Here is an 18793-nt window from a genome sequence, read left to right on the forward strand (position 1 = left end):
GATGCGAGCTAACGGGCGGCGTCCACGCCGCCCGTTTCCGTTTCATCGGCCTGATCGCCTTGCGCTTGCAGCCATTCGCAGAACTGCGCCACCAACGGCGCCTCTGCCACCTCGCGTCTTGCGATCCACCAATAGCCGCGTGCATCGATACGCGGACCCGCCAGCGGCACCACGAGCCGTCCCGATGCCAGTTCGTCCGCGAGCAACGGCAACGGACCGAGCGCCACGCCGAGCCCGTCCACCGCAGCCTGCAATGCCAGATAGAAGTGGTCGAACGATTGCTTCTTCCGGCATTTCGCCGTCACGCCTGCCGTCGACAACCAATTGCTCCACGCTTCGGGCCGCGTGTCCGAGTGCAGCAGCACGTGGCGCGCGAGATCGTCGGCGACATTGATCGGCGAGCGTTGCAACAACCCGGGACTGCACACCGGAATCTCGCTCTCGGCGAGAAAATGGCCGCTCACGCAGTTCGGCCAGTGGGCCGGCCCGCGCCGCACGGCAACGTCGAAACTGTCCAGCATTTCGACCGGCGCGTTCGAGGTCGATAAGCGCAGCTCAACGTTGGGCGCCTTTCGCTGGAACTGATTCAGACGCGGCAGCAGCCATTTCATGGCGAAGGTGGGCAACGCGTTCACCCGCAGCACACGGACGACGCCCGTGTCGCGCAATTGGTCGGTGGCGAGCGCGATGCTGTCGAACGCCGCCTGCACGGTCGCCAGATAGCGGCGGCCGTCGTCGGTCAGACGCACACGCTTGCCGCGGCGATGAAAAACCTGCACGCCGAGCCATGCTTCGAACGTGGCAACTTGCCTGCTGATTGCACCGTGCGTCACATGCAATTCGTTCGCCGCCGCGCTGAAGCTTTCATGCCGTGCAGCGGCCTCGAAGGCGCGCAGCGCGGGAAACGGAGGAAGGTTACGGGCCATGCTTGTGATTCTAGATCACAAGCGCGCGCTCAAAAATCGTTTTGTGCGCCGATGGTTCGGCGCTAACCTCCTGAACTTGAACTGGAAGGCTAGCGCTATGGACCACAATCTCACTTCGTCCGAACCCGCACAGGCGCCCGCGCCGACGCTGCGGGAAATCTTCGGCGGCTTTCTCGGCCTTGGGCTGATCTCGTTCGGCGGTGCGCTGCCGCTCGCGCGGCGCGCGGTGGTCGAACGGCGCGGTTGGCTGACTGCCGCCGAATTCACAGACCTTCTCGGCCTGTGCCAGTTCTTGCCGGGCGGCAATGTGATCAATCTCTCGGTAGCGATCGGGATGCGCTTTCGCGGCTTGCCCGGCGCGCTCGCTGGCTTGCTGGGTTTGATTGCCGGGCCGTCGCTGGTGGTGATCGGCCTTGGCGTGCTGTACGAGCACACGCAAGACGATCCGCATGTCCGGCACCTGTTCGCCGGTCTCGCCGCAGCGGCGGCCGGTCTGCTGGTTTCGATGGCCCTGAAGATCCTGCTGCCGTTGCGGGATAAGCCGATGGCGGCGCTGATCGCGGCGCTCGGGTTCATCGCCATCGCCATCATGCGCCTGCCCCTTCTACCGACGATGCTGGTGCTCACGCCGCTCAGCATCTACCTGGCGTCGAGGGCCGCACGATGACCGATACGCTCATTTCACTCGCCATCATTTTCAGTCAGCTGTCGCTGATCGCATTCGGCGGCGGCAATACGATTCTTCCGGAGATGCAGCGTCAGGTGGTGGACGTGCATCACTGGATGCCGGCCAGCGAATTCAGCGCGCTGTTCGCGCTCGCGCAGGCCGCGCCGGGGCCGAATCTGATGATCGTGACGCTGGTCGGCTGGCATGTGGCGGGCTGGGCCGGGATGCTGGTGAGTTCGGTCGCGAAGTTCGGGCCGTCGTCGATCGTGACGATTCTCGCGCTGCATGCGTGGGACCGGTTCAAGGACCGTCCGTGGCGGCGCTATGCGCAGGCCGGACTGGTGCCGGTGACCGCCGGCATCGTCGCGGCGAGCGCGGCCTTGATCGCCGAAGCGTCGGATCCGACGGCGATTGCGTGGGCGATTACCGCTTTTACCGCCGTGCTGGCGTTGAAAACGCGCATTCATCCACTGTGGCTGCTGGCGGCCGGAAGCTTGATCGGGCTGACGGGCTTCGGGCAATTCTGACCCCCCCTGGGGGGACCCGACAGATTGCTTTGGTAAGCAAGGCTCTTTCGGATTCCAGCAGAGACTGAAGGATGCTAATCACCTGCGGTCTAGCCGCTCACAGAAACAGGCAGCAGCTCACCGCGCCAGGAGACGGAATAGGTAGGTCGCTGACCTGCGGAATGCAACCCGCAACTCGACGCGTCACCAGCGTGACGTGATGAAGTGCCTGGCGCACAGAACTCCTGCAAACACAGCAGATCGAGAAACGCATTGACCAAACGCAACGTAATGCCAAAAAATCGTAAGGTCAGTGCCTTGGGATTAGGGAGCACAGCTATGCTTATAGACTCAGCTACTGCGCCATCTGCCCATGACCTACCATGTCACTACCGTCACGCTCGAAAACTTCGGCGGAATAGTCATCCAGAAAGACAGAAGTGGCACGAGAACAGTAGGAACAGCCTTTAACGTTACAGTTGCAGGCAAACGTCAGTACGCTGTACAAATCCGCGGCGCGCCTCGACTTGAAAACGGCATGGTCGTGACGGCAGTACTGCGCGATACGGATAACTGGCAAACACTGGTGGGATGGTTAAATCACGCCACGGGCGAGATTTGCGGTGTCGATTCACCCGAGATGTCCTTCTGGTTGTTTGTGGCTGGTATCTTGATATCAGCCCTGCTTTCCCTTAAGTTGATAAACGAAGCTCACGGCGGCAACGCCAGTGCCCGCGTCGTAGTTTGGACTATCGGAATCGTAGCGATGAACGCCTGGTCGCTATTCTCCTGGCGGAGGTCGGCGAGGGTCTACAGGTTGCTGAAACCCTAAGCTTGGGTACTTTCAAAGTCACGGGCATCCTGTAGGAAAAATCTCTGCCACCACCTACCGCGCAATGCGGTAAGTGATGGCAGAAGAGGAAGGCCGCTTATTCGTCATTCATCTACGCCACTGCAGACCGTCGCCGGCAGTAGTCGCTTCGATCCAATCTTTCACCGCCTTTCGCCGCAATATAAGCAGCGCGCCGAGTCGGAGCCACACACAAAGGGTAATTAGCGCGATGGCCCACAACCCCAATTCCTGCAAATATGAGTGGCCGAATATAGTCCATAAAATCATAACGGCTGCGATCCACTTAAGCAGGTCGTAAGCCCATCTCTTTCTCTTTATCGCATACACAAGAGCCAGGGGATTGGCCACAAGACTTGCGAATACGGCCAGACAGCCTTCCCACGGCAGAGAGCCGGATTGAAGTAAGGCGATTTCCACCCAAGCCTCGCACAGGAAGGCGAGAAAGAATCCAATAAGTGAAGCCCGAATACAACGCGGCATTGCTATCATAGCTACCTGAATTTTACGTTCTTGCAATAATCCATCCCACTAACAATATCGCTCCAACCCTGCTTAACGCTCAGATATCGGCAGTAGTTTTCCTTGTATTGATCCTCGTTGACTTGCGTGAAGCTACCTGGAACGGGGGTCCCCATAGGAAACAAGCCGCCACCTGAAACAGTACCCTTGTCACTCAGGCAAAAGAACAACCCTTTTTGCGTCAATATTTCGTTGTATGAGGCAAGCATGTCTCCACTACCAGCTCCGAGACTTGACCAATAAAGCGATGCACTAGCAACCGATGGGGGGTTCGAGACTTGCAGCAATCTTGACATATAGTTACCCAGCCATATTTTTGTAGATTTTATATACGGCTGAAAGGAGGATTGCAGGTCGGCAGCCAGGACGAGTCCACCGACTACTGCTGCGGCACCCGGGCCAATTTCCGCCCAAACAAGCAGCGTAACAGCGATCGTTCCGGCCGCACTTATAACGGTCAGCACGTCTCCTGTCTGGACCTTTTTGTTCGAGTCCTTCCAATCTGTCACAATTCGTATTAATGCGGACGTTGCGGCTAATCCGTTTGTCATGATACGTACTGGCTGCATCATCGGAGCGACATTTGATATCGTTGCAACGACGTTGGTGCCATTCTGAATAACTGACAGCGAGTCATGTGGGCTATTTGCCGCGGACACAAACGCCTGATAAGTAGTCATCGAATTCGAGCCGTTTTCGATGAATTGCAACACCATTTCCACTTTTGCCATTTTATTCAGCCTTTGACTCTGTATTCCAGGGGGCAATTGAATTCACTGAAGAACTGACGGATGGTGCGGTAGACGGACTCGACCCGACAACATAGCGATAATAGAGCTGTGTATTACCTTTTTTTGGCATGTACACCGTCTGGGCGATAAATGATCTCGTCTTTGCGAGAATGACAGGCAGGACATCAATAATCTGCGAGAACTCTCTATCTGTCGCCACCTGAAGACTCGCTGCAATATCACTATTCGGGTCTTCAAAATTTATGATGCGCACCCAGAATACCCATGCCCCGTCGTCGCGCCTCAATGCAGTCGCGCCGTTTGTTAACGCATATCCGCGCAGCGAAGTGGCTGTAATCTGGGGGGATGTGGGAGTCGCCTTTGCGATTTGAGACGTGATACCGAAAAGAGACAATGCACTTGTTCGCAAAAATAATCGTCTAGTAGTCATCGTGTTTTTATTTAGTTTGGTAGATGTCATCATTTATGAATGTAGTTTTCACTACATTTAAAATGTATCGTTACCGACGATGTGATTGACATCGGATAATTCCGAAAAATGACGGTTATTGCGGAGGATATCCAGGGCGATTGCATGAAGCGTTACAGATGGTGAAGAGCACCTTGTAAGCTTTGTTGAAGGCGCGCGTGCTCTGGCTTTTGTGGCCAAGAAAAATCGATGCAAGAAGGCGTGTTCGGTATCGGGGAGGCGTTTGGAGATTTGCGCGATCCGCGCAGCCGCATGCCTGCTCATGATCTGACGGAGATGCTGGTGGTGGCGCTGCGTGCAATTCTGTCGAGCGCCAATAGCTGGGTGGAGATCCAGACATGCGGCGAAGCGAAGCTGGAGTGCGCATCTGTTCCCGGCGTTGGCCGATCAGGTGGTGACCCTCGACGGCAAGACAGTGCGCGACGCCCATCGCAGCGATCAGCTTGCGCTCCACCTGGTGTCGGCCTACGGCAGTGGCTTGGGCGTGGTACTGAGACAGGTGTGCATCGCAAACAAAAGCAACATGATCACGGCAATTCCGGAGTTGCTCGATCCTCCAATGGGATTTCCTTCAGGGCGTCGAAAACAGCATGCACTGGGTACTCGACATGATCTTTGGCGAAAACCGGTGCCGTGTGAAAATCGAGAATACGGCGCGGAACGTCGCAATGCTGTGCCGTATCACATTGAATCTGCTCAAGCGCGATACCAACACAAGCGCAGAACTGAAAATACGCCGCCTCGAAGGCGTCGAGGCCGCGCAGGCGCTGGCTGGACATACCACTGCGCAGATGACCGCCCACTACACGAAGGCGCGTGAAGTGGAGCGCGTTGCGCCGGTATCGCTGCAGCGTGTTGGGGCGGGCAAGTTAGACACCGGCACTTAAGTTAGACAGTCAGCAGTCCGGCGGAGCCCGCAAAGGTCCACCGGATAATCCTTTGCTACTGAAACGCCACTTCCGCAAAGCTGCGCAGCTTGCGGCTATGCAACCGATGCAGCCCGTTCATCCGTAGCAACTCCATCGCCTTCACGCCGATCTGCAAATGCTGATCGACCTGCGCGCGATAGAACTGATCGGCCATGCCGGGCAGCTTCAACTCCCCATGCAAGGGCTTGTCCGATACGCAGAGTAAGGTGCCGTAAGGCACGCGGAAACGGAAGCCGTTCGCCGCAATCGTCGCGCTTTCCATATCGAGTGCGACCGCACGGCTCTGCGACAGCCGCTGCACCGGCTCGCGATGATCGCGCAACTCCCAGTTGCGGTTATCCACACTCGCCACCGTGCCCGTACGCATCACGCGTTTCAACTCGACGCCATCCAGTTGCGTGACCTGTGCGACCGCGCGCTCCAACGCCACCTGCACTTCGGCAAGCGCCGGAATCGGCACCCACAGCGGCAGATCCGCGTCGAGCACGTGGTCCTCGCGCACGTAGCCGTGCGCCAGCACGTAGTCGCCCAGACGCTGCGTGTTGCGCAGACCGGCGCAGTGACCCAGCATGATCCATGCGTGCGGACGCAGTACCGCGATGTGATCGGTAATCGTCTTCGCGTTCGACGGCCCGACGCCGATGTTGATCATCGTGATGCCGCTGCCGTCCGCGCGCTTCAGGTGATACGCGGGCATCTGCGGCAGACGCGGCGGCGCCGTGCCTTCCTGCGCCTGCTCACCGAGATTCTCGTTGTACGTGACCACGTCGCCCGGTTCGACGAACGACGTGTATTCGCTGCGGTAGGCGCGCAGTGCTTCGTCGTCGGTATGGGCCATCATCGTGCGACCGAGTTTGACGAACTCGTCGATATAAAACTGGTAGTTCGTGTACAGCACGTAGTTCTGGCAATGCGTGGGCGACGTCGCTGTGTAGTGCTTCAGCCGATGCAGCGAAAAATCCACGCGCGCCGCCGTGAAGAGCGCCAACGGATGCGGCTCGCCCGGCAGCGGCTCATACGTGCCGTTGACGATGCGGTCGTCCAGCAGCGCGAGGTCCGGCGTGTCGAACACATCGCGCATCAGGAACAGACGTTCGCGATCCAGATCGCCTTCGAGGTGAATGCCTTCGGCGAACGCGAAATGAATCGGGATCGGTTGATCGGACACCCCCACGTCGATCTGCACGTGATGGTTCTTCGCCAACAGGCGCAATTGCTCGCGGTAGTAGTTGCCGAACAGGTCCGGCCGCGTCACGGTCGTCTCGAACACGCCCGGACCCGCGACGAATCCGTACGAGCGGCGCGAGTCGATATGCGTGTTGACCTCGGTGCACACTCTGACGAACGGGTAGCAGGCGCGCACCCGGCGATCGAACAATTCGTTGCGGCGGTAGCGCGCGAAGGCGTCGCGCAGATACGAAGTGTTCGCTTCGTAGATGGCGGACAGGCGAGTGACGGCCTCGGTGGCGTCGTCGAAGGATTCGGTTGGGAAGCTGTTGGCGGGAGTCTGCACCGCGCGTTGATTGGTATCGTTGTTCATCGTCATTCGCCTCTATTAACGAGACGACATTACCACGGAACCCGCGCTCGCAAAATGACCGTGCAGCGCGGGTGGCGCCCGCGGCGGCAATGACCGCGCGATTGCGGGCACGCCGCGCGAAAGCGGCGCAAAATAAGGCGATCGCGCCCGTAGGCAAGGCTGGATTTGCTAGAATCGGGGCACCATATTGGAGAGTCACCATGAAGCCGTTCCTTCCCATCGCCGTTGCGCTGGCCCTCGCCTTCGGCAGCGCCGCGATGGCTGCCCAGCCCGTCGACGCCACGCCGCCCCCGGATCAACCGCAGTCCGCCAACGAACGGGCCGGCCTGCCGGACCTGAAGGCGATCAACCGGCCGGCCGCGCAAGTCAGCTCCAAGGTCGAAATCAACGTACCGCGCACGCCGAGCTTCCACGAACGCAGCGCCAACGGCACCGAAATCACCGAATACCGCGACAAAGGCAAGCCGGTTGAAATCAACGTGCACTCGAACCTCGGCACGCACTATCAGATGAGTGCGCCGCTCGACACGTCGCCCACCGTGCGCGACAACGGCCGCGCAAGCACACGTTTGCCGTCGGTGAATCTGAGCTATTGACAACACCGGAGCGGCGGCCTGGCGTAAGCCGCCGCCCTCCTGCTCTGCGCGGTCTGCGGAGCGTTGCCCTTGGGGCTTTCAGCCAGATTGCCGAGATGCGGCGCTTAGCTCCGGCGCTGAGTTGCAGCGCCGACTTGCCGCCCAGACTTAGCGCGCTTCGGCAGCGCTTTTTGACACCGCACCTGCCACACCTCGCACTGGCCGCAACGCGCCAGCCCGACCAACCTGATCCGACGTTTCCCGCATGGCTGTCTTCACCGCTGTCACCGAACCCCAACTAGCAGAATGGATGCGCCATTACGATCTCGGCGAAGTCGTCGAATTTCGCGGCATCCCGTCCGGTATTGAGAACAGCAACTTCTTTCTGACGACGACGCGCGGCGAATACGTCCTCACGATTTTCGAAAAGCTGACGGCCGAACAACTTCCGTTCTATCTCGATCTGATGCAGCATCTGGCCGCGCACCGCGTGCCGGTGCCGGACCCGATGCCGCGCGAAGACGGCACGCTGTTCGGCACGCTGCATGGCAAACCCGCCGCGATCGTGACCAAGCTCGAAGGCGCGCCCGAGTTGGCGCCGGACGTCGAACACTGCATCGAAGTCGGGCAAATGCTCGCGCGCATGCATCTGGCGGGCCGCGATTACGCACGCTATCAGCCGAATCTGCGCAGCCTGCCGTGGTGGCAGGAAACCGTGCCGACCATCCTGCCGTTTCTGGACGGCGCGCAACGCGAGTTGCTGTCATCTGAACTCGCCTATCAGGAAGCTTTCTTCGCTTCGGCCGATTACGCCGCGCTGCCCGAAGGCCCGTGCCACGCCGACCTGTTCCGCGACAACGCGCTGTTCGCGCACGCCGCACCCGAGACCGGCCATGAGGTGCGCCTGGGCGGTTTCTTCGACTTCTATTTCGCCGGCTGCGACAAATGGCTGTTCGACGTCGCTGTAACGGTCAACGACTGGTGCGTCGACCTCGCCACCGGCAAGCTCGACGATGCGCGCACCGAAGCCATGCTGCGCGCCTACCAGACCGTGCGCCCCTTCACCGCCGAAGAAAACAGCCATTGGGGCGACATGCTGCGTGCGGGCGCGTACCGATTCTGGGTCTCGCGCCTGTATGATTTTCATTTGCCGCGCGCGGCCGAGCTGCTCAAACCGCACGACCCCGGCCATTTCGAGCGCATTCTGCGCGAACGCCTGTCCGGCGTTGCACTTCCTGGCATTCATACCTCATGCAACTGATCGAAGTCCCCGCGAAAACCGGCTATGTATGGTTCCGGCAGGGTATCTGGCTGTTCCGCAAGAACCCGCTCGCGTTTCTGACGCTGTTCTTCACCTACCTGCTGGTCATGACGCTGGTGGCGCAGATTCCGGTGATCGGCGGGGTGCTGCCGCTGGTGTTCATTCCGGGCGTCGCGGTCGGCTTCATGGCGGCGTGCCGCAATACGATCGCCGGCAAACCGGTGTTTCCGACCATTCTGGTGGACGGCTTTCACTCGTATGGCGCCGTGGTCGCCAAACGCCTGCTGGCGCTCGGCGTGCTGTATGTCGTCGCGATGGCGTTGGTGCTCGCCGGCTCGGCGCTGGCTGACGGCGGCATGCTGCTGAAGGTGATGCTCGGCGGCGTGGCAATGGATCAGGAGGCGTTCGCGAACAGCAATATTCCGCTCGCGGTGGTCACCGCATTCGTGCTCTACATTCCGGTGGCAATGATTTTCTGGTTCTCGCCGACGCTCATTGCGTGGCACGACATTCCGCCGGTCAAAGCGATGTTCTTCAGCCTCGTCAGTTGCTGGCGCAATCGCGGCGCGTTCATTGTGTTCGGCGCGCTGTGGTTCGCGGTGGCCATGACGGTGTCAATCGGTTTGTCGGCGCTGATGCAGGCGCTGGGCGCCGGCGACTTCGCATTCGCGATCCTGATGCCCGCCACGATGATCGTCACGACCATGCTGTATTGCTCGTTCTACGCAACCTATCGCGGCTGCTTCGGCGTGCAAACGCCCGAAACGCCGGACCTGCCGACCACCCCGGCGGCTTGAGTATTTTGGCGCGCGGGCGCGGAGCGCTGATCGAGCGCTCACGCGCCGCTTCGCCGGCTTCTCGACTCCACTCGTCAACGCGATGCGATTTGCGGCACAATAGTTTGCGCGCAATCGATTTGCACGCTATTTCAGACGAGATGCACCATGACCCAGCGCCCCGCTTTGCCCTCCACGCTCGACGAGCAACTCTGCTTCGCACTCTATTCGACCTCGCTCGCGATGACGAAAGCGTACAAGCCGCTGCTCGACAAGCTCGACCTCACGTACCCGCAATATCTGGCGATGCTGGTGCTATGGGAAACCGACGACATCACGGTCAAGGACATCGCCGCGCGTCTGAATCTCGACTCGGCGACGGTCACACCGCTGCTCAAGCGCCTCGAGACGCAAGGCTATCTGCAACGGGTGCGCGGAGTCGAAGATGAGCGCCTCGTCTACATCCGGCTGACCAAAGCCGGCACGGCACTGAAGCGCCAGGCGCGGGAAGTGCCGGCGGAAATCTTCTGCGCGACCCAGCAGACACCCGAATTCCTGCTTTGTCTGCGCGACGACCTGACGCGCCTGCGCACCACCCTCAACGATTACATGGACCACTAGCCAGCCTGCTGCAAAAGCACGCTATCGATTCGATTCGCAAATTCATTTGTACACAAATCATTTGTGTACTATCTTTATCGCATGCCGCTTCGATAGCGATGAGCCGGAACGGTGAGCAAGCAGCGGCACACATGCAGATCCTGACAACCCAGATTGAGGAGCAGCAAAATGAACGTACTCTACAAAGCAAGCGCAACCAGCACCGGTGGCCGTGACGGCCGTGCAGTGTCGTCGGACAATGTGCTGGACGTGAAGCTGGCCGCGCCGCGCGAACTAGGCGGCAACGGCACGGTGGGCACGAACCCGGAACAACTCTTTGCCGCCGGCTATTCGGCCTGTTTCCTGAGCGCGATGAAGTTCGTCGCCGGCCAGCACAAGCAGGCTTTGCCGGCGGACACGCAAGTCAAGGCGGAAGTGGGCATCGGCCCGAACGACAACGGCGGCTTCGCGCTCGATATCGATCTGCTCATCTCGCTGCCGGGTCTCGCCGCGGAGGCGGCTAAGGAACTGGTCGACGCCGCGCATCACGTTTGCCCGTACTCGAACGCCACGCGCGACAACGTCGCAGTGCGTTTGCAAATTGTGTGAGCGTACGACCTGTATGTATAGCGGTGGTGGCGCGACAAAACCGCGCCGCAACGGTCAGCGCCTGCTCCTCGCAAAACAGGCGCGGGCGTTGTGCTTTCTTACGGCTGGCGAAACTGCAGCCTAAGTGAATTCACGCGCCGTGGCTGGCAAGCGCTGAAGAGCTCGCCGATTGCGTCGTGGTGCTGAGCAAGAATTATCTCGCGCCGATCGTCGACCATGCGCAAGCGCGGCAGCACACACTGGCTCGCTTCGGCACGTAACCGTCGGCATTGCATTGGCCGATATCGCGGGGCCGCTGGCATTGCTCGTCGCGCGATGTTCGTGTTCGGCGACGGCACCGCTGGGCAGGCGGCTTATTGATGCCCGATGTGGCTTGGGTGGCGTTCGCCGCGGTGTTGAATCACGCGTTGTGACAATCGAATCCGGCTGCCTGAGAGTTCATGACAGCTTGGGCGCCTCACCCGAACAGCAACAGCTTAGTGCTGGCTCATCCACGCCGGTTGGCGGATGTTCGCCTCGCGATCCAGCTTGCGCATGCGGAATTCGAGATCGTACAGATCCGTAGCTTCGGCGAGAAATGCGTCAGCACGTTCTTTCGCAAGCTGATCGGGCGATTTGGTCAGAAACAGGAACAGGCGGCTCAGCAGGTACATGGTCAACCTCGACTATGAATTTAGGCGTTAACGCCTAAGGGATAACCCCTATTATAGGGAAAACCCTAGGAATGTGCCAATCTTCTTTTCGAAGTGTTGTTCCTGTGTCACCTTTCGCCGGCTGAGGCCGCACTGACGGCACTTTCCGCGATACGGCCGGCGCCCGTGCGGCGCTGGTTCCTGAAGAACTCCCACACCAACGTGCTCGCATCCGGCCCTTTGGACGAGTGAAACGGCACCGCGTCGTCACCGCCGCTCCACGCGTGTGCGAGCCCTTGCACGCGGCACAGCCGCACCAGGCGCCGGCCGCCGCGCAGATAGTCGCGCGTCACCACGCCGCCTTTGCGCTCTTCGCGCACTTCGCCGGATTTGCGCGCGCCGTTTTCGTCGACGATCCGGTTCAGCCGGAGAAATTGCACCGCCAGTTGGTCCGCATTGACAGGCGCGACCACGTGATCGGCGTCGCCGTGAATGACGATCGCCGGCATGCCGGGGTACTCCGCCACATTGACAATTTCATCGACCAACTCGGCCGGTTCATGACGCGCGCCACGCCGCATCACGTCCATCGCCGTAATGCCGGAGTGAGCCTCGCCCAAAGCCGGACCGGAATGCAGTGCGACTGCCGCAAAATGCTCCGGATGGTTGACCGCCAGCAGCCCCGTCAGACCCGCGCCAGCGGATATCCCGGCGACGTACACCCGTTCGCCGTCGAACCCATGTTGCATGACGAGTGCATCCACCAGCGACACCACGGCGCGCGCCTCGGCGCCGCCGGCGCTTTCGCCAGAGTCGTACCAGTGCCAGCAGCGGTGCGAATGCACATGTTTCGACTGCTCCGGATACACCACCGCAAAGCCGAACCGGTCGGCCAGCACATTCATGCGCGTGCCTTCGGCGAATTCATCGATCGATTGCGTGCAGCCGTGCAGCATCACCACCAGCGGCATGGCTTCGAGCGCACGGCCGGACGGAATGTACAGCCCATATTGGAGATGATTGACGAGCCGCCCGGGCATCGCAGGCGCCGAGTGAAAAGAGCGGGTCCACGAACCGCTCGCCCAAGCCGACGCCCGCGGACGGACGCGCGACTCCCGGGCGACGGCGCGCGGCGCCTCGCGTTTCGTGGGTGCGCGCACCGCAGCCGCCGGTGTGAGCGGACGGACCTTGGTCGACGGCTTCGCGGTGGCGGGCCGTGCAGAACGCGTGGTGGTGCGCTTGGTGGTTTTGTGAGCGTGCTCGGTCTGAATCGCGAGCAGCCGTTTGAGACCGCGTAGCCAGATTTTCGATAGACTTTTTGCCATCGGCGGGAAACCTCGCAAAAAGGGGCAGGGGCCGTTCGGTGGAACGACGCTTTGTTGTGCAATGCACAATAACACCAATCCTCATGCAATGCTGGAAGCGTCGCTTCCTGCCCACTACCGAAAATTTCCACTCGCCGAACCTTATCGCCGGGTCGGCGTCAAACCGCGTCAAAGCTCGGTTGACAAGCCGGCCATCGACGACAAAACCGCCGCGCACGTTAAATCTACGCGGCAGCGCCCGTCTATACTGGCGGGTAACCTGACGGGCATGCGATACCTTTGTCTCGTCGGTGATTGTCTCGTCGGCGAATCGCGCTGTTCGCGCGTTAAATCATTACCAACCCGATTCGACGCGGCCCTGGCCGCGCTTTTTGCCATGCCCGGTTTACCGTCTCACCTGTGGTATTTGATCACCAGCGTCGGCGGCGCCGGCATGACGCTGCCGATCGCGCTCGCCATCGCGCTTTGGTTGGCGGTCGGATACACGTGGAGGATGGCGGCGGGCTGGTTGTTGTTGCTCGGCGCTGCCATCGCCGTCGTGACCGTCACAAAGCTGGCGTTCCTCGGCTGGGGTGTCGGCGTGCGCGAACTGGATTTCACCGGCGTCAGCGGTCATGCGATGTTGTCCACTGCCGTGTACCCGGTCGCGCTGTTCCTCATGCTGTTGCCGACGCGGCCGGCAATTCGTCTGATCGGCGTGCTGCTTGGCCTCGCCGCGGGCGCCGCGGTCGGTCTGTCGCGGGTCGTGCTGAGCGCTCACTCGCCGTCCGAAGCGATCACCGGCTGCCTGGTCGGCGCGCTGGCCGCGCTCGTCTTCGTGCGCATGGCGTGGCGCGCCGAGCCGGGTCGGCTTTCGGCGCCGCCCGTCGCCGCGAGTCTGATGGTTCTCGCAGTGCTGATGCACGGTGTGCACGTGCCCACTCAGCGCTGGGTCACGCACATTGCACTGAAGGTTTCCGGTCACGAGAGGCCGTTCATCCGCGCACGCTGGAAGGCCACGCGTGACAACCGCCCCGCCGCGGCACCGCTCTCGCCAACCCTCAATACGCTTGAGCCGCCGCGCTCATCCGACGTCTGACACACTCTCCCCTCAGGTTCGCTGGCGGCGTCATGCGCCGGGTTGAATAATCGTCATGGGTCACCGTTATAACCTTCCATATATTACGATAGCGTTTTAACCCGCCGCCGTTCCAGCTCACGCCGGACCTTCGAACCTTCATGACACTGTCCCGCCGCTTTCTGAAACACGCGCTGTACATTGCAAGCGCCGTCTCCGTTGCCGTCAGCGCCAACGCACACGCCGACGAACTGATCGTCTCGGCCGCCGCCAGCCTGACCAACGCGTTCAAGGCGGTCAGCGAGGTCTTTGAACAGCAGCATCCGGGCACCAAGGTGCTATTGAACTTCGGCGCGTCCGACGCGCTGATGCAGCAGATTGCCAAAGGCGCGCCCGCCGACGTGTTCGCGTCCGCCGATCAGAAGGCGATGGACAAGGCCGCGATCGAAAAAGTCATCGTGCAAGCAAGCCGCAAGGATTTCGCCGCCAATTCGCTGGTGCTGATCGTCCCGTCCGACAGCCGTTTCGCGCCCGCCGCACTGAGCGATCTGGCGGCGGCGAATGTGAAGCGGGTCGCTTACGGCGATCCGGCATCCGTGCCGATCGGCCGCTACGCGCAAGGCGCGTTGCAGGCCGCCGGCGTCTGGAACGCCGTCAGCGCCAAAGCCGTGTTGGCGGCGAACGTGCGCCAGAGCCTCGACTATGTGTCGCGCGGCGAAGTCGATGCCGGCTTCGTATTCGGTACCGACGCCGCCGTCATGCCGGACAAGGTCAAAGTCGCGCTGAACGTGCCGACGCAAACGCCGATCAGCTACCCGATCGCGCAGGTCGAAGGCAGCCGTCATGCGGCGGACGCGCAAGCTTTCATCAGTTTCGTGCTGTCGCCGGCCGGCCAGGCGGTGCTCGCGAAGTACGGCTTCAAGCCGGCGCATTGATCAACCTCCGCATTGATCAGTCTCAGCCTTGATTAGCCCCATTAACTCGCTTCACTAAAGATCTTTCATACGCTCATGCAACAGGCCTGGATTCCGCTCTTGCTGTCGCTGAAAGTGGCGGGCTGGGCCACCGCGCTCAATCTGGTGTTCGGCGTCGCCGCCGGCTTCGGCTTGTCGCGCTGGCGTTCGGGCGCGCGCGACGTGATCGATTCGCTGCTGATGCTGCCGCTCGTGATGCCGCCCACGGTGCTCGGCTACTACCTGCTCGTGTTGCTCGGACGGCGCGGTGTGGTCGGCGCCTGGCTCGACCGGCTCGATATCCAGTTGGTGTTCACCTGGCAAGGCGCGGTGATCGCCTCGACGGTGGTGGCGTTCCCGCTGGTGCTGAAATCGGCGCGCGCCGCCTTCGAAGCCGTCGATCCGCAACTCGAACGGGCCGCGCGCACGCTCGGCGTCAGCGAGACGGCGATCTTCTTTCGCGTGACGCTGCCGCTCGCCGCACGCGGCATTCTGGCCGGCGGCTTGCTGGCTTTCGCCCGGGCGCTCGGCGAATTCGGCGCAACGCTGATGATTGCGGGCAACTTGCCGGGACGCACGCAGACGCTCTCGGTCGCAGTCTATTCAGCCGTGCAGGCCGGCGACGACAGCACCGCCAATTTCCTCGTGCTCGTCACGTCGGTGGCGTGCGTTGTGATCCTGTTGCTCGCGGGCCGTCTGGTGCCGCAGCACACGCTTTTGGCGTCGCGCTGATATGCCGCTCGCCGTCGATATCCGCAAGACCTTCAAGAGCGCCGAGCGCAGCTTTACGCTCGACGTTTCGTTTCAGGCGAGCACGCAGCGGGTGGTGCTGTTCGGACCGTCCGGCGCGGGAAAAAGCCTGACCTTGCAGGCTATTGCCGGTTTGCTGCGCCCGGACGAAGGCGCGATCACGCTGCATGGCAAAACCTTGTTCGACAGCGCGCGCGGCGTCGATCTGAAACCGCAGGCGCGCAAGATCGCGTATCTGTTTCAGGACTACGCGCTATTTCCGCATCTGAACGTGCGGCAGAACATCGGCTTCGGTTTGCAGCCGGGCTGGTTCAATCCGCGCGCGCGGGTCGCGCATCCGCAAGTCGACTACTGGCTCGACGCGCTTGACCTGAAAAGCGTGGCGGGCAATCATCCCGTACAGCTGTCAGGCGGACAAAAGCAGCGGGTGGCGTTGGCGCGCGCGTTGGTCGCGCAGCCCCGGCTGCTGTTGCTCGACGAACCGTTTTCCGCACTCGATAGTGCTTTGCGTCAGCGCATGCGGCGCGAGTTGTCGGACCTGCAAACGCGTCTGGACATTCCGATGGTGCTGATCACGCACGATCCCGACGACGTCGCCGCCTTCGGCGATCAGGTCGTGCAGGTCAGCGACGGCTGCGTGCGCGAGAATCAGCCGTTCACCGGCTACGCGCGCAGCGTGCCGTAAGCGGGTGCCTTCAGTCCCGCTTTCAGTCTTTCACGCCGAGAATCACGCTCGACGCCTTGAAGGCGGCAATCGCGGCGCCGCCTTCTTCAAGGCCGAGCGTGTCGACGCTTTCGTTCGTCACGACGGCCGTTATCACGGTGCCGCCTTCGAGCGTCAACGACACCTCCGCATTGACCGCGCCGCGTTTCACGCTCTGCACCGTGCCGCGCAGCTGATTGCGCGCCGACAGTTTCAGCGGCGCCCCATCAGCGTCCTCGACGAGCAGCACCACCCACGAAGCCTTGATCAACGCGAACGCCGCCGAGCCTTGCGCGAGCCCCAGCGTCTCGGTGCTTTCATGCGTCAGAACGGATACGATCGTGTGACCACCGGGCAGCGCCAGCGACACTTCGTCATTGACCGTGCCACGCTCGATGCTCGAAACCGTGCCGTACAACTGGTTGCGCGCACTGGTTTTCACGCCGATACGCCCGATCAGATCCCAATCCGTCGCGAAACCTTCGATCGCCGCGCCCGCGCGCTCCAGAAAACGCCGGTGCTCGCGTTCGACCGCGCGAAACGTGTCGATCAGCTTCACGGCGCGTGGCGTGAGCGTCGTGCCGCCACCGCCTTTGCCGCCGGTCGAACGCACGACGAGCGGCTCGCCGGCCAGGTTGTTCATCGCATCGACGGCGTCCCACGCGCCTTTGTAGCTCATGCCCACGGCTTTCGCCGCGCCGGTGATCGAACCCGTTTCGCGAATCGCCGCGAGCAGCGCGATTCGCGACGCGCCGCCGAGCGTTTGCGCGCCGGCCCGGAACCAGACCGAGCCGCCGAGTTCGAGCGGTTCGTGAGACGAGTCGGGGTGATCGGATGTCATGGCGGCGCGGGGTCGATGAGAGGAGCGGGCAGTCAATGATTATAGCGACGCAAGCTTCCGCGGCCACCGGCGCGGCACTGCGGGCAGGCTCAAAGCGCGTACTGCGCAATCCCGTTACCGAACGACCAATTCTCCTTCAGCACCTCGACGAGATTGATGAACACGTCCTCCCGTCGCAGCCCGGGCGACTCCGCCAGCTCATCCGCCATGCGCTTATACAGCGCCTTTTTCTGCTCGAGCGTGCGGGTGTTGTTCAGCGTGATCTGAATCAGCACGAGATCGTCGCTGCGCTCGACGTTCAGATACTGCGGGTCGTACACGAAATTGCCGGCCTCGTGCTCGGTGATCAGCATGAAGATGTCGTCCTTCGGCACGTTGAAGGTGTCCACCAGCGAACGCTGGATGCTGTCCGTGAGCGCCTTCCGGTATTGCGCCGGCTTGCCGGCGCGCAATGCGATTCGTGTGAGCGGCATGATGAAACTCCCTGTTGGCAGGTGAATGGGTAAACACAGCTTAGGCGTAACCAGTCATAATTAAAATACATTGATATCAATTTCATCTATTTTCATCTGAAATGAAAGTCCTCGATCTCGACGCTGTGCGGGCCTTCGTGCTGGTCGCCGATCTGCACAGCTTTACGCGCGCCGCCGATGCGCTCGACACCACGCAGTCGGCCGTCAGCCTGAAGCTCAAGCGGCTGGAAGCGCATCTGGGCAAGCAATTGGTGGAGCGCACGCCGCGCGTTGTGCGCCTGTCCGCCGACGGCAACGCCTTTCTCGGCGCGGCGCGCGATCTGCTGAACGCGCATGAGCGGGCGCTCGGTTCGTTGTCGGTGGAGCGCCGGCGGCTGGTGTTGGGGCTGAGCGAGCACGTCGCCGGCCCGAATCTGCCGACGTTGCTTGCCACGCTCAATGCGCACGATCCGGGTCTGGTGATCGAATTGCATCTGGGCATGTCCGCCGCGCTGCTTGCGCAATTCGACGAACGGCGGCTCGATGCCGTGATCGTCCGCTACGGCGCCGACGAGCCTCCGCGCGACGACGCACAGGCGCTTTTCAGCGAGCCGCTTGGCTGGCTTGCTACGCCGGAGTGGTTGCTGCGCGTCGGCGAGCCGCTGCAACTGGCGTTGCTGAGCGCACCGTGCAACGTGCGCACAGTGGCGCTGCAAACGCTGAACGAGGCGGGAATTGCGTGGCAGGAAGTGTTCGTCGGCGGGGGCGTGGCCGCCGTCGGGGCAGCGGTCGCGGCCAGTCTCGCGGTGTCGCCGCTGGCGCGCAGAGTGGCGCCGCGTGGTTTGGTCGACGTCGGCGCGCGGCTGGGATTGCCGCCGCTGCCGGAATCGCGCGTCACGCTGCATTCGCGGGTTCGCGAGAAACGGTCGATGGAGACGCTGCGGTTAGTGGCGAATGGGTTGGCAACGCAATGACAAACCATCGCCCGACCTGAATCAGCGGTAAAGGCCAGCGGCTTTTTGCTTAATCCAGGAGCTCGTCATTTCACGGTAGCCAAGTGGACCTCGCCCGCCGACAAACCGCCGCCGTCCGCACGGT

General features: G+C 61.6%; 24 protein-coding genes. 16 read left to right on the forward strand and 8 right to left on the reverse strand.

Features of this window, described 5'->3' with window-relative positions; all coding sequences use genetic code 11:
* Positions 1 to 8: 8 nt before the first annotated feature.
* Positions 9 to 926 (reverse strand): transcriptional regulator GcvA, encoded by a 918-nt coding sequence (locus DLM46_RS24495; RefSeq protein WP_115104772.1) that lies wholly within the window; start codon positions 924 to 926, stop codon positions 9 to 11.
* Between the two features lie 97 nt (positions 927 to 1023).
* On the opposite strand from DLM46_RS24495, the gene DLM46_RS24500 reads away from it, so the two are divergent.
* The 3 genes from DLM46_RS24500 (at position 1024) to DLM46_RS24510 (ending at position 2931) form a co-directional block, all read left to right on the forward strand.
* Positions 1024 to 1593: a chromate transporter gene (locus tag DLM46_RS24500; RefSeq protein ID WP_115104980.1), complete on the forward strand. Its 570-nt coding sequence runs from the start codon at positions 1024 to 1026 to the stop codon at positions 1591 to 1593.
* Positions 1590 to 2120 carry a chromate transporter gene (locus DLM46_RS24505; protein ID WP_115104774.1) on the forward strand — a complete coding sequence of 177 codons (531 nt, stop codon included), beginning with the start codon at positions 1590 to 1592 and terminating at the stop codon, positions 2118 to 2120. Before DLM46_RS24500 ends, DLM46_RS24505 begins: the two co-directional genes overlap by 4 nt.
* A 352-nt stretch (positions 2121 to 2472) precedes the next feature.
* A complete protein-coding gene (locus tag DLM46_RS24510) occupies positions 2473 to 2931 on the forward strand; it encodes a hypothetical protein (protein WP_115104777.1) in 459 nt (152 codons plus the stop codon).
* A gap of 512 nt (positions 2932 to 3443) precedes the next feature.
* On the opposite strand, the gene DLM46_RS24520 is transcribed toward DLM46_RS24510, so the two are convergent.
* Both DLM46_RS24520 and DLM46_RS39125 read right to left on the reverse strand, forming a co-directional pair.
* Entirely contained in the window at positions 3444 to 4202 is a 759-nt protein-coding gene (locus tag DLM46_RS24520; protein ID WP_115104781.1) for a hypothetical protein, read from the reverse strand.
* Between the two features lies 1 nt (position 4203).
* The gene (locus DLM46_RS39125) at positions 4204 to 4686 is read right to left on the reverse strand and encodes a hypothetical protein (protein ID WP_133300370.1); all 483 of its coding nucleotides are present in this window, start codon (positions 4684 to 4686) and stop codon (positions 4204 to 4206) included.
* Between the two features lie 282 nt (positions 4687 to 4968).
* Between DLM46_RS39125 and DLM46_RS41145 the strand changes: the two genes are divergently transcribed.
* Together DLM46_RS41145 and DLM46_RS40485 are read left to right on the forward strand one after the other, a co-directional pair.
* Positions 4969 to 5304 carry a hypothetical protein gene (locus DLM46_RS41145; RefSeq protein ID WP_341868597.1) on the forward strand — a complete coding sequence of 112 codons (336 nt, stop codon included), beginning with the start codon at positions 4969 to 4971 and terminating at the stop codon, positions 5302 to 5304.
* Positions 5301 to 5579, forward strand: coding sequence for a site-specific integrase (locus tag DLM46_RS40485; protein ID WP_133300371.1), 279 nt, complete (start codon positions 5301 to 5303; stop codon positions 5577 to 5579). The genes DLM46_RS41145 and DLM46_RS40485 overlap by 4 nt, the downstream gene beginning before the upstream one ends.
* Before the next feature lie 55 nt (positions 5580 to 5634).
* On the opposite strand, the gene DLM46_RS24535 is transcribed toward DLM46_RS40485, so the two are convergent.
* Entirely contained in the window at positions 5635 to 7161 is a 1527-nt protein-coding gene (locus DLM46_RS24535) for an AMP nucleosidase (protein ID WP_115104982.1), read from the reverse strand.
* Between the two features lie 200 nt (positions 7162 to 7361).
* Here DLM46_RS24535 and DLM46_RS24540 point away from each other — a divergent pair, with 200 nt between their 5' ends.
* The 6 genes from DLM46_RS24540 (at position 7362) to DLM46_RS40490 (ending at position 11242) form a co-directional block, all read left to right on the forward strand.
* Positions 7362 to 7757, forward strand: coding sequence for a hypothetical protein (locus DLM46_RS24540; RefSeq protein WP_115104788.1), 396 nt, complete (start codon positions 7362 to 7364; stop codon positions 7755 to 7757).
* A 244-nt stretch (positions 7758 to 8001) separates the two neighbouring features.
* Positions 8002 to 8997, forward strand: a complete 996-nt coding sequence (locus tag DLM46_RS24545; protein ID WP_115104790.1) for a homoserine kinase — start codon at positions 8002 to 8004, stop codon at positions 8995 to 8997.
* Positions 8988 to 9794 (forward strand): BPSS1780 family membrane protein, encoded by an 807-nt coding sequence (locus DLM46_RS24550; protein ID WP_115104792.1) that lies wholly within the window; start codon positions 8988 to 8990, stop codon positions 9792 to 9794. Before DLM46_RS24545 ends, DLM46_RS24550 begins: the two co-directional genes overlap by 10 nt.
* Before the next feature lie 147 nt (positions 9795 to 9941).
* A complete protein-coding gene (locus tag DLM46_RS24555; protein WP_115104795.1) occupies positions 9942 to 10394 on the forward strand; it encodes a MarR family winged helix-turn-helix transcriptional regulator in 453 nt (150 codons plus the stop codon).
* 168 nt (positions 10395 to 10562) lie between these two features.
* The gene (locus DLM46_RS24560) at positions 10563 to 10982 is read left to right on the forward strand and encodes an organic hydroperoxide resistance protein (protein WP_115104797.1); all 420 of its coding nucleotides are present in this window, start codon (positions 10563 to 10565) and stop codon (positions 10980 to 10982) included.
* Positions 10983 to 11110: 128 nt separating this feature from the next.
* Positions 11111 to 11242 (forward strand): FAD-binding domain-containing protein, encoded by a 132-nt coding sequence (locus DLM46_RS40490; protein WP_341868598.1) that lies wholly within the window; start codon positions 11111 to 11113, stop codon positions 11240 to 11242.
* A 216-nt stretch (positions 11243 to 11458) separates the two neighbouring features.
* Here the strand turns inward: DLM46_RS40490 and DLM46_RS24575 are convergent, their stop codons facing one another.
* Both DLM46_RS24575 and DLM46_RS24580 read right to left on the reverse strand, forming a co-directional pair.
* Positions 11459 to 11635 (reverse strand): DUF3563 family protein, encoded by a 177-nt coding sequence (locus DLM46_RS24575; RefSeq protein WP_115104799.1) that lies wholly within the window; start codon positions 11633 to 11635, stop codon positions 11459 to 11461.
* 107 nt (positions 11636 to 11742) lie between these two features.
* Positions 11743 to 12939: an extracellular catalytic domain type 1 short-chain-length polyhydroxyalkanoate depolymerase gene (locus tag DLM46_RS24580; protein ID WP_115104801.1), complete on the reverse strand. Its 1197-nt coding sequence runs from the start codon at positions 12937 to 12939 to the stop codon at positions 11743 to 11745.
* A gap of 376 nt (positions 12940 to 13315) precedes the next feature.
* Here DLM46_RS24580 and DLM46_RS24585 point away from each other — a divergent pair, with 376 nt between their 5' ends.
* The 4 genes from DLM46_RS24585 (at position 13316) to DLM46_RS24600 (ending at position 16384) form a co-directional block, all read left to right on the forward strand.
* Entirely contained in the window at positions 13316 to 14017 is a 702-nt protein-coding gene (locus DLM46_RS24585) for a phosphatase PAP2 family protein (protein WP_115104984.1), read from the forward strand.
* 140 nt (positions 14018 to 14157) lie between these two features.
* Positions 14158 to 14931 carry a molybdate ABC transporter substrate-binding protein gene (gene modA, locus DLM46_RS24590; RefSeq protein ID WP_115104804.1) on the forward strand — a complete coding sequence of 258 codons (774 nt, stop codon included), beginning with the start codon at positions 14158 to 14160 and terminating at the stop codon, positions 14929 to 14931.
* Positions 14932 to 15006: 75 nt separating this feature from the next.
* Positions 15007 to 15681, forward strand: a complete 675-nt coding sequence (modB, locus tag DLM46_RS24595; RefSeq protein ID WP_115104806.1) for a molybdate ABC transporter permease subunit — start codon at positions 15007 to 15009, stop codon at positions 15679 to 15681.
* A gap of 1 nt (position 15682) precedes the next feature.
* Entirely contained in the window at positions 15683 to 16384 is a 702-nt protein-coding gene (locus DLM46_RS24600) for an ATP-binding cassette domain-containing protein (RefSeq protein WP_115104809.1), read from the forward strand.
* A gap of 22 nt (positions 16385 to 16406) precedes the next feature.
* Here DLM46_RS24600 and DLM46_RS24605 read toward each other — a convergent pair whose 3' ends face one another.
* Complete coding sequence (locus DLM46_RS24605) at positions 16407 to 17243, reverse strand: TOBE domain-containing protein (protein WP_115104811.1); 837 nt, start codon at positions 17241 to 17243, stop codon at positions 16407 to 16409.
* An 89-nt stretch (positions 17244 to 17332) separates the two neighbouring features.
* The gene (locus DLM46_RS24610) at positions 17333 to 17716 is read right to left on the reverse strand and encodes a tautomerase family protein (RefSeq protein WP_115104813.1); all 384 of its coding nucleotides are present in this window, start codon (positions 17714 to 17716) and stop codon (positions 17333 to 17335) included.
* A gap of 101 nt (positions 17717 to 17817) precedes the next feature.
* On the opposite strand from DLM46_RS24610, the gene DLM46_RS24615 reads away from it, so the two are divergent.
* Positions 17818 to 18669 carry a LysR family transcriptional regulator gene (locus DLM46_RS24615; RefSeq protein ID WP_115104816.1) on the forward strand — a complete coding sequence of 284 codons (852 nt, stop codon included), beginning with the start codon at positions 17818 to 17820 and terminating at the stop codon, positions 18667 to 18669.
* Positions 18670 to 18793 lie beyond the last annotated feature (124 nt).

Source organism: Paraburkholderia lacunae (assembly GCF_003353175.1).
GTDB classification, from domain to species: Bacteria; Pseudomonadota; Gammaproteobacteria; order Burkholderiales; family Burkholderiaceae; genus Paraburkholderia; species Paraburkholderia lacunae.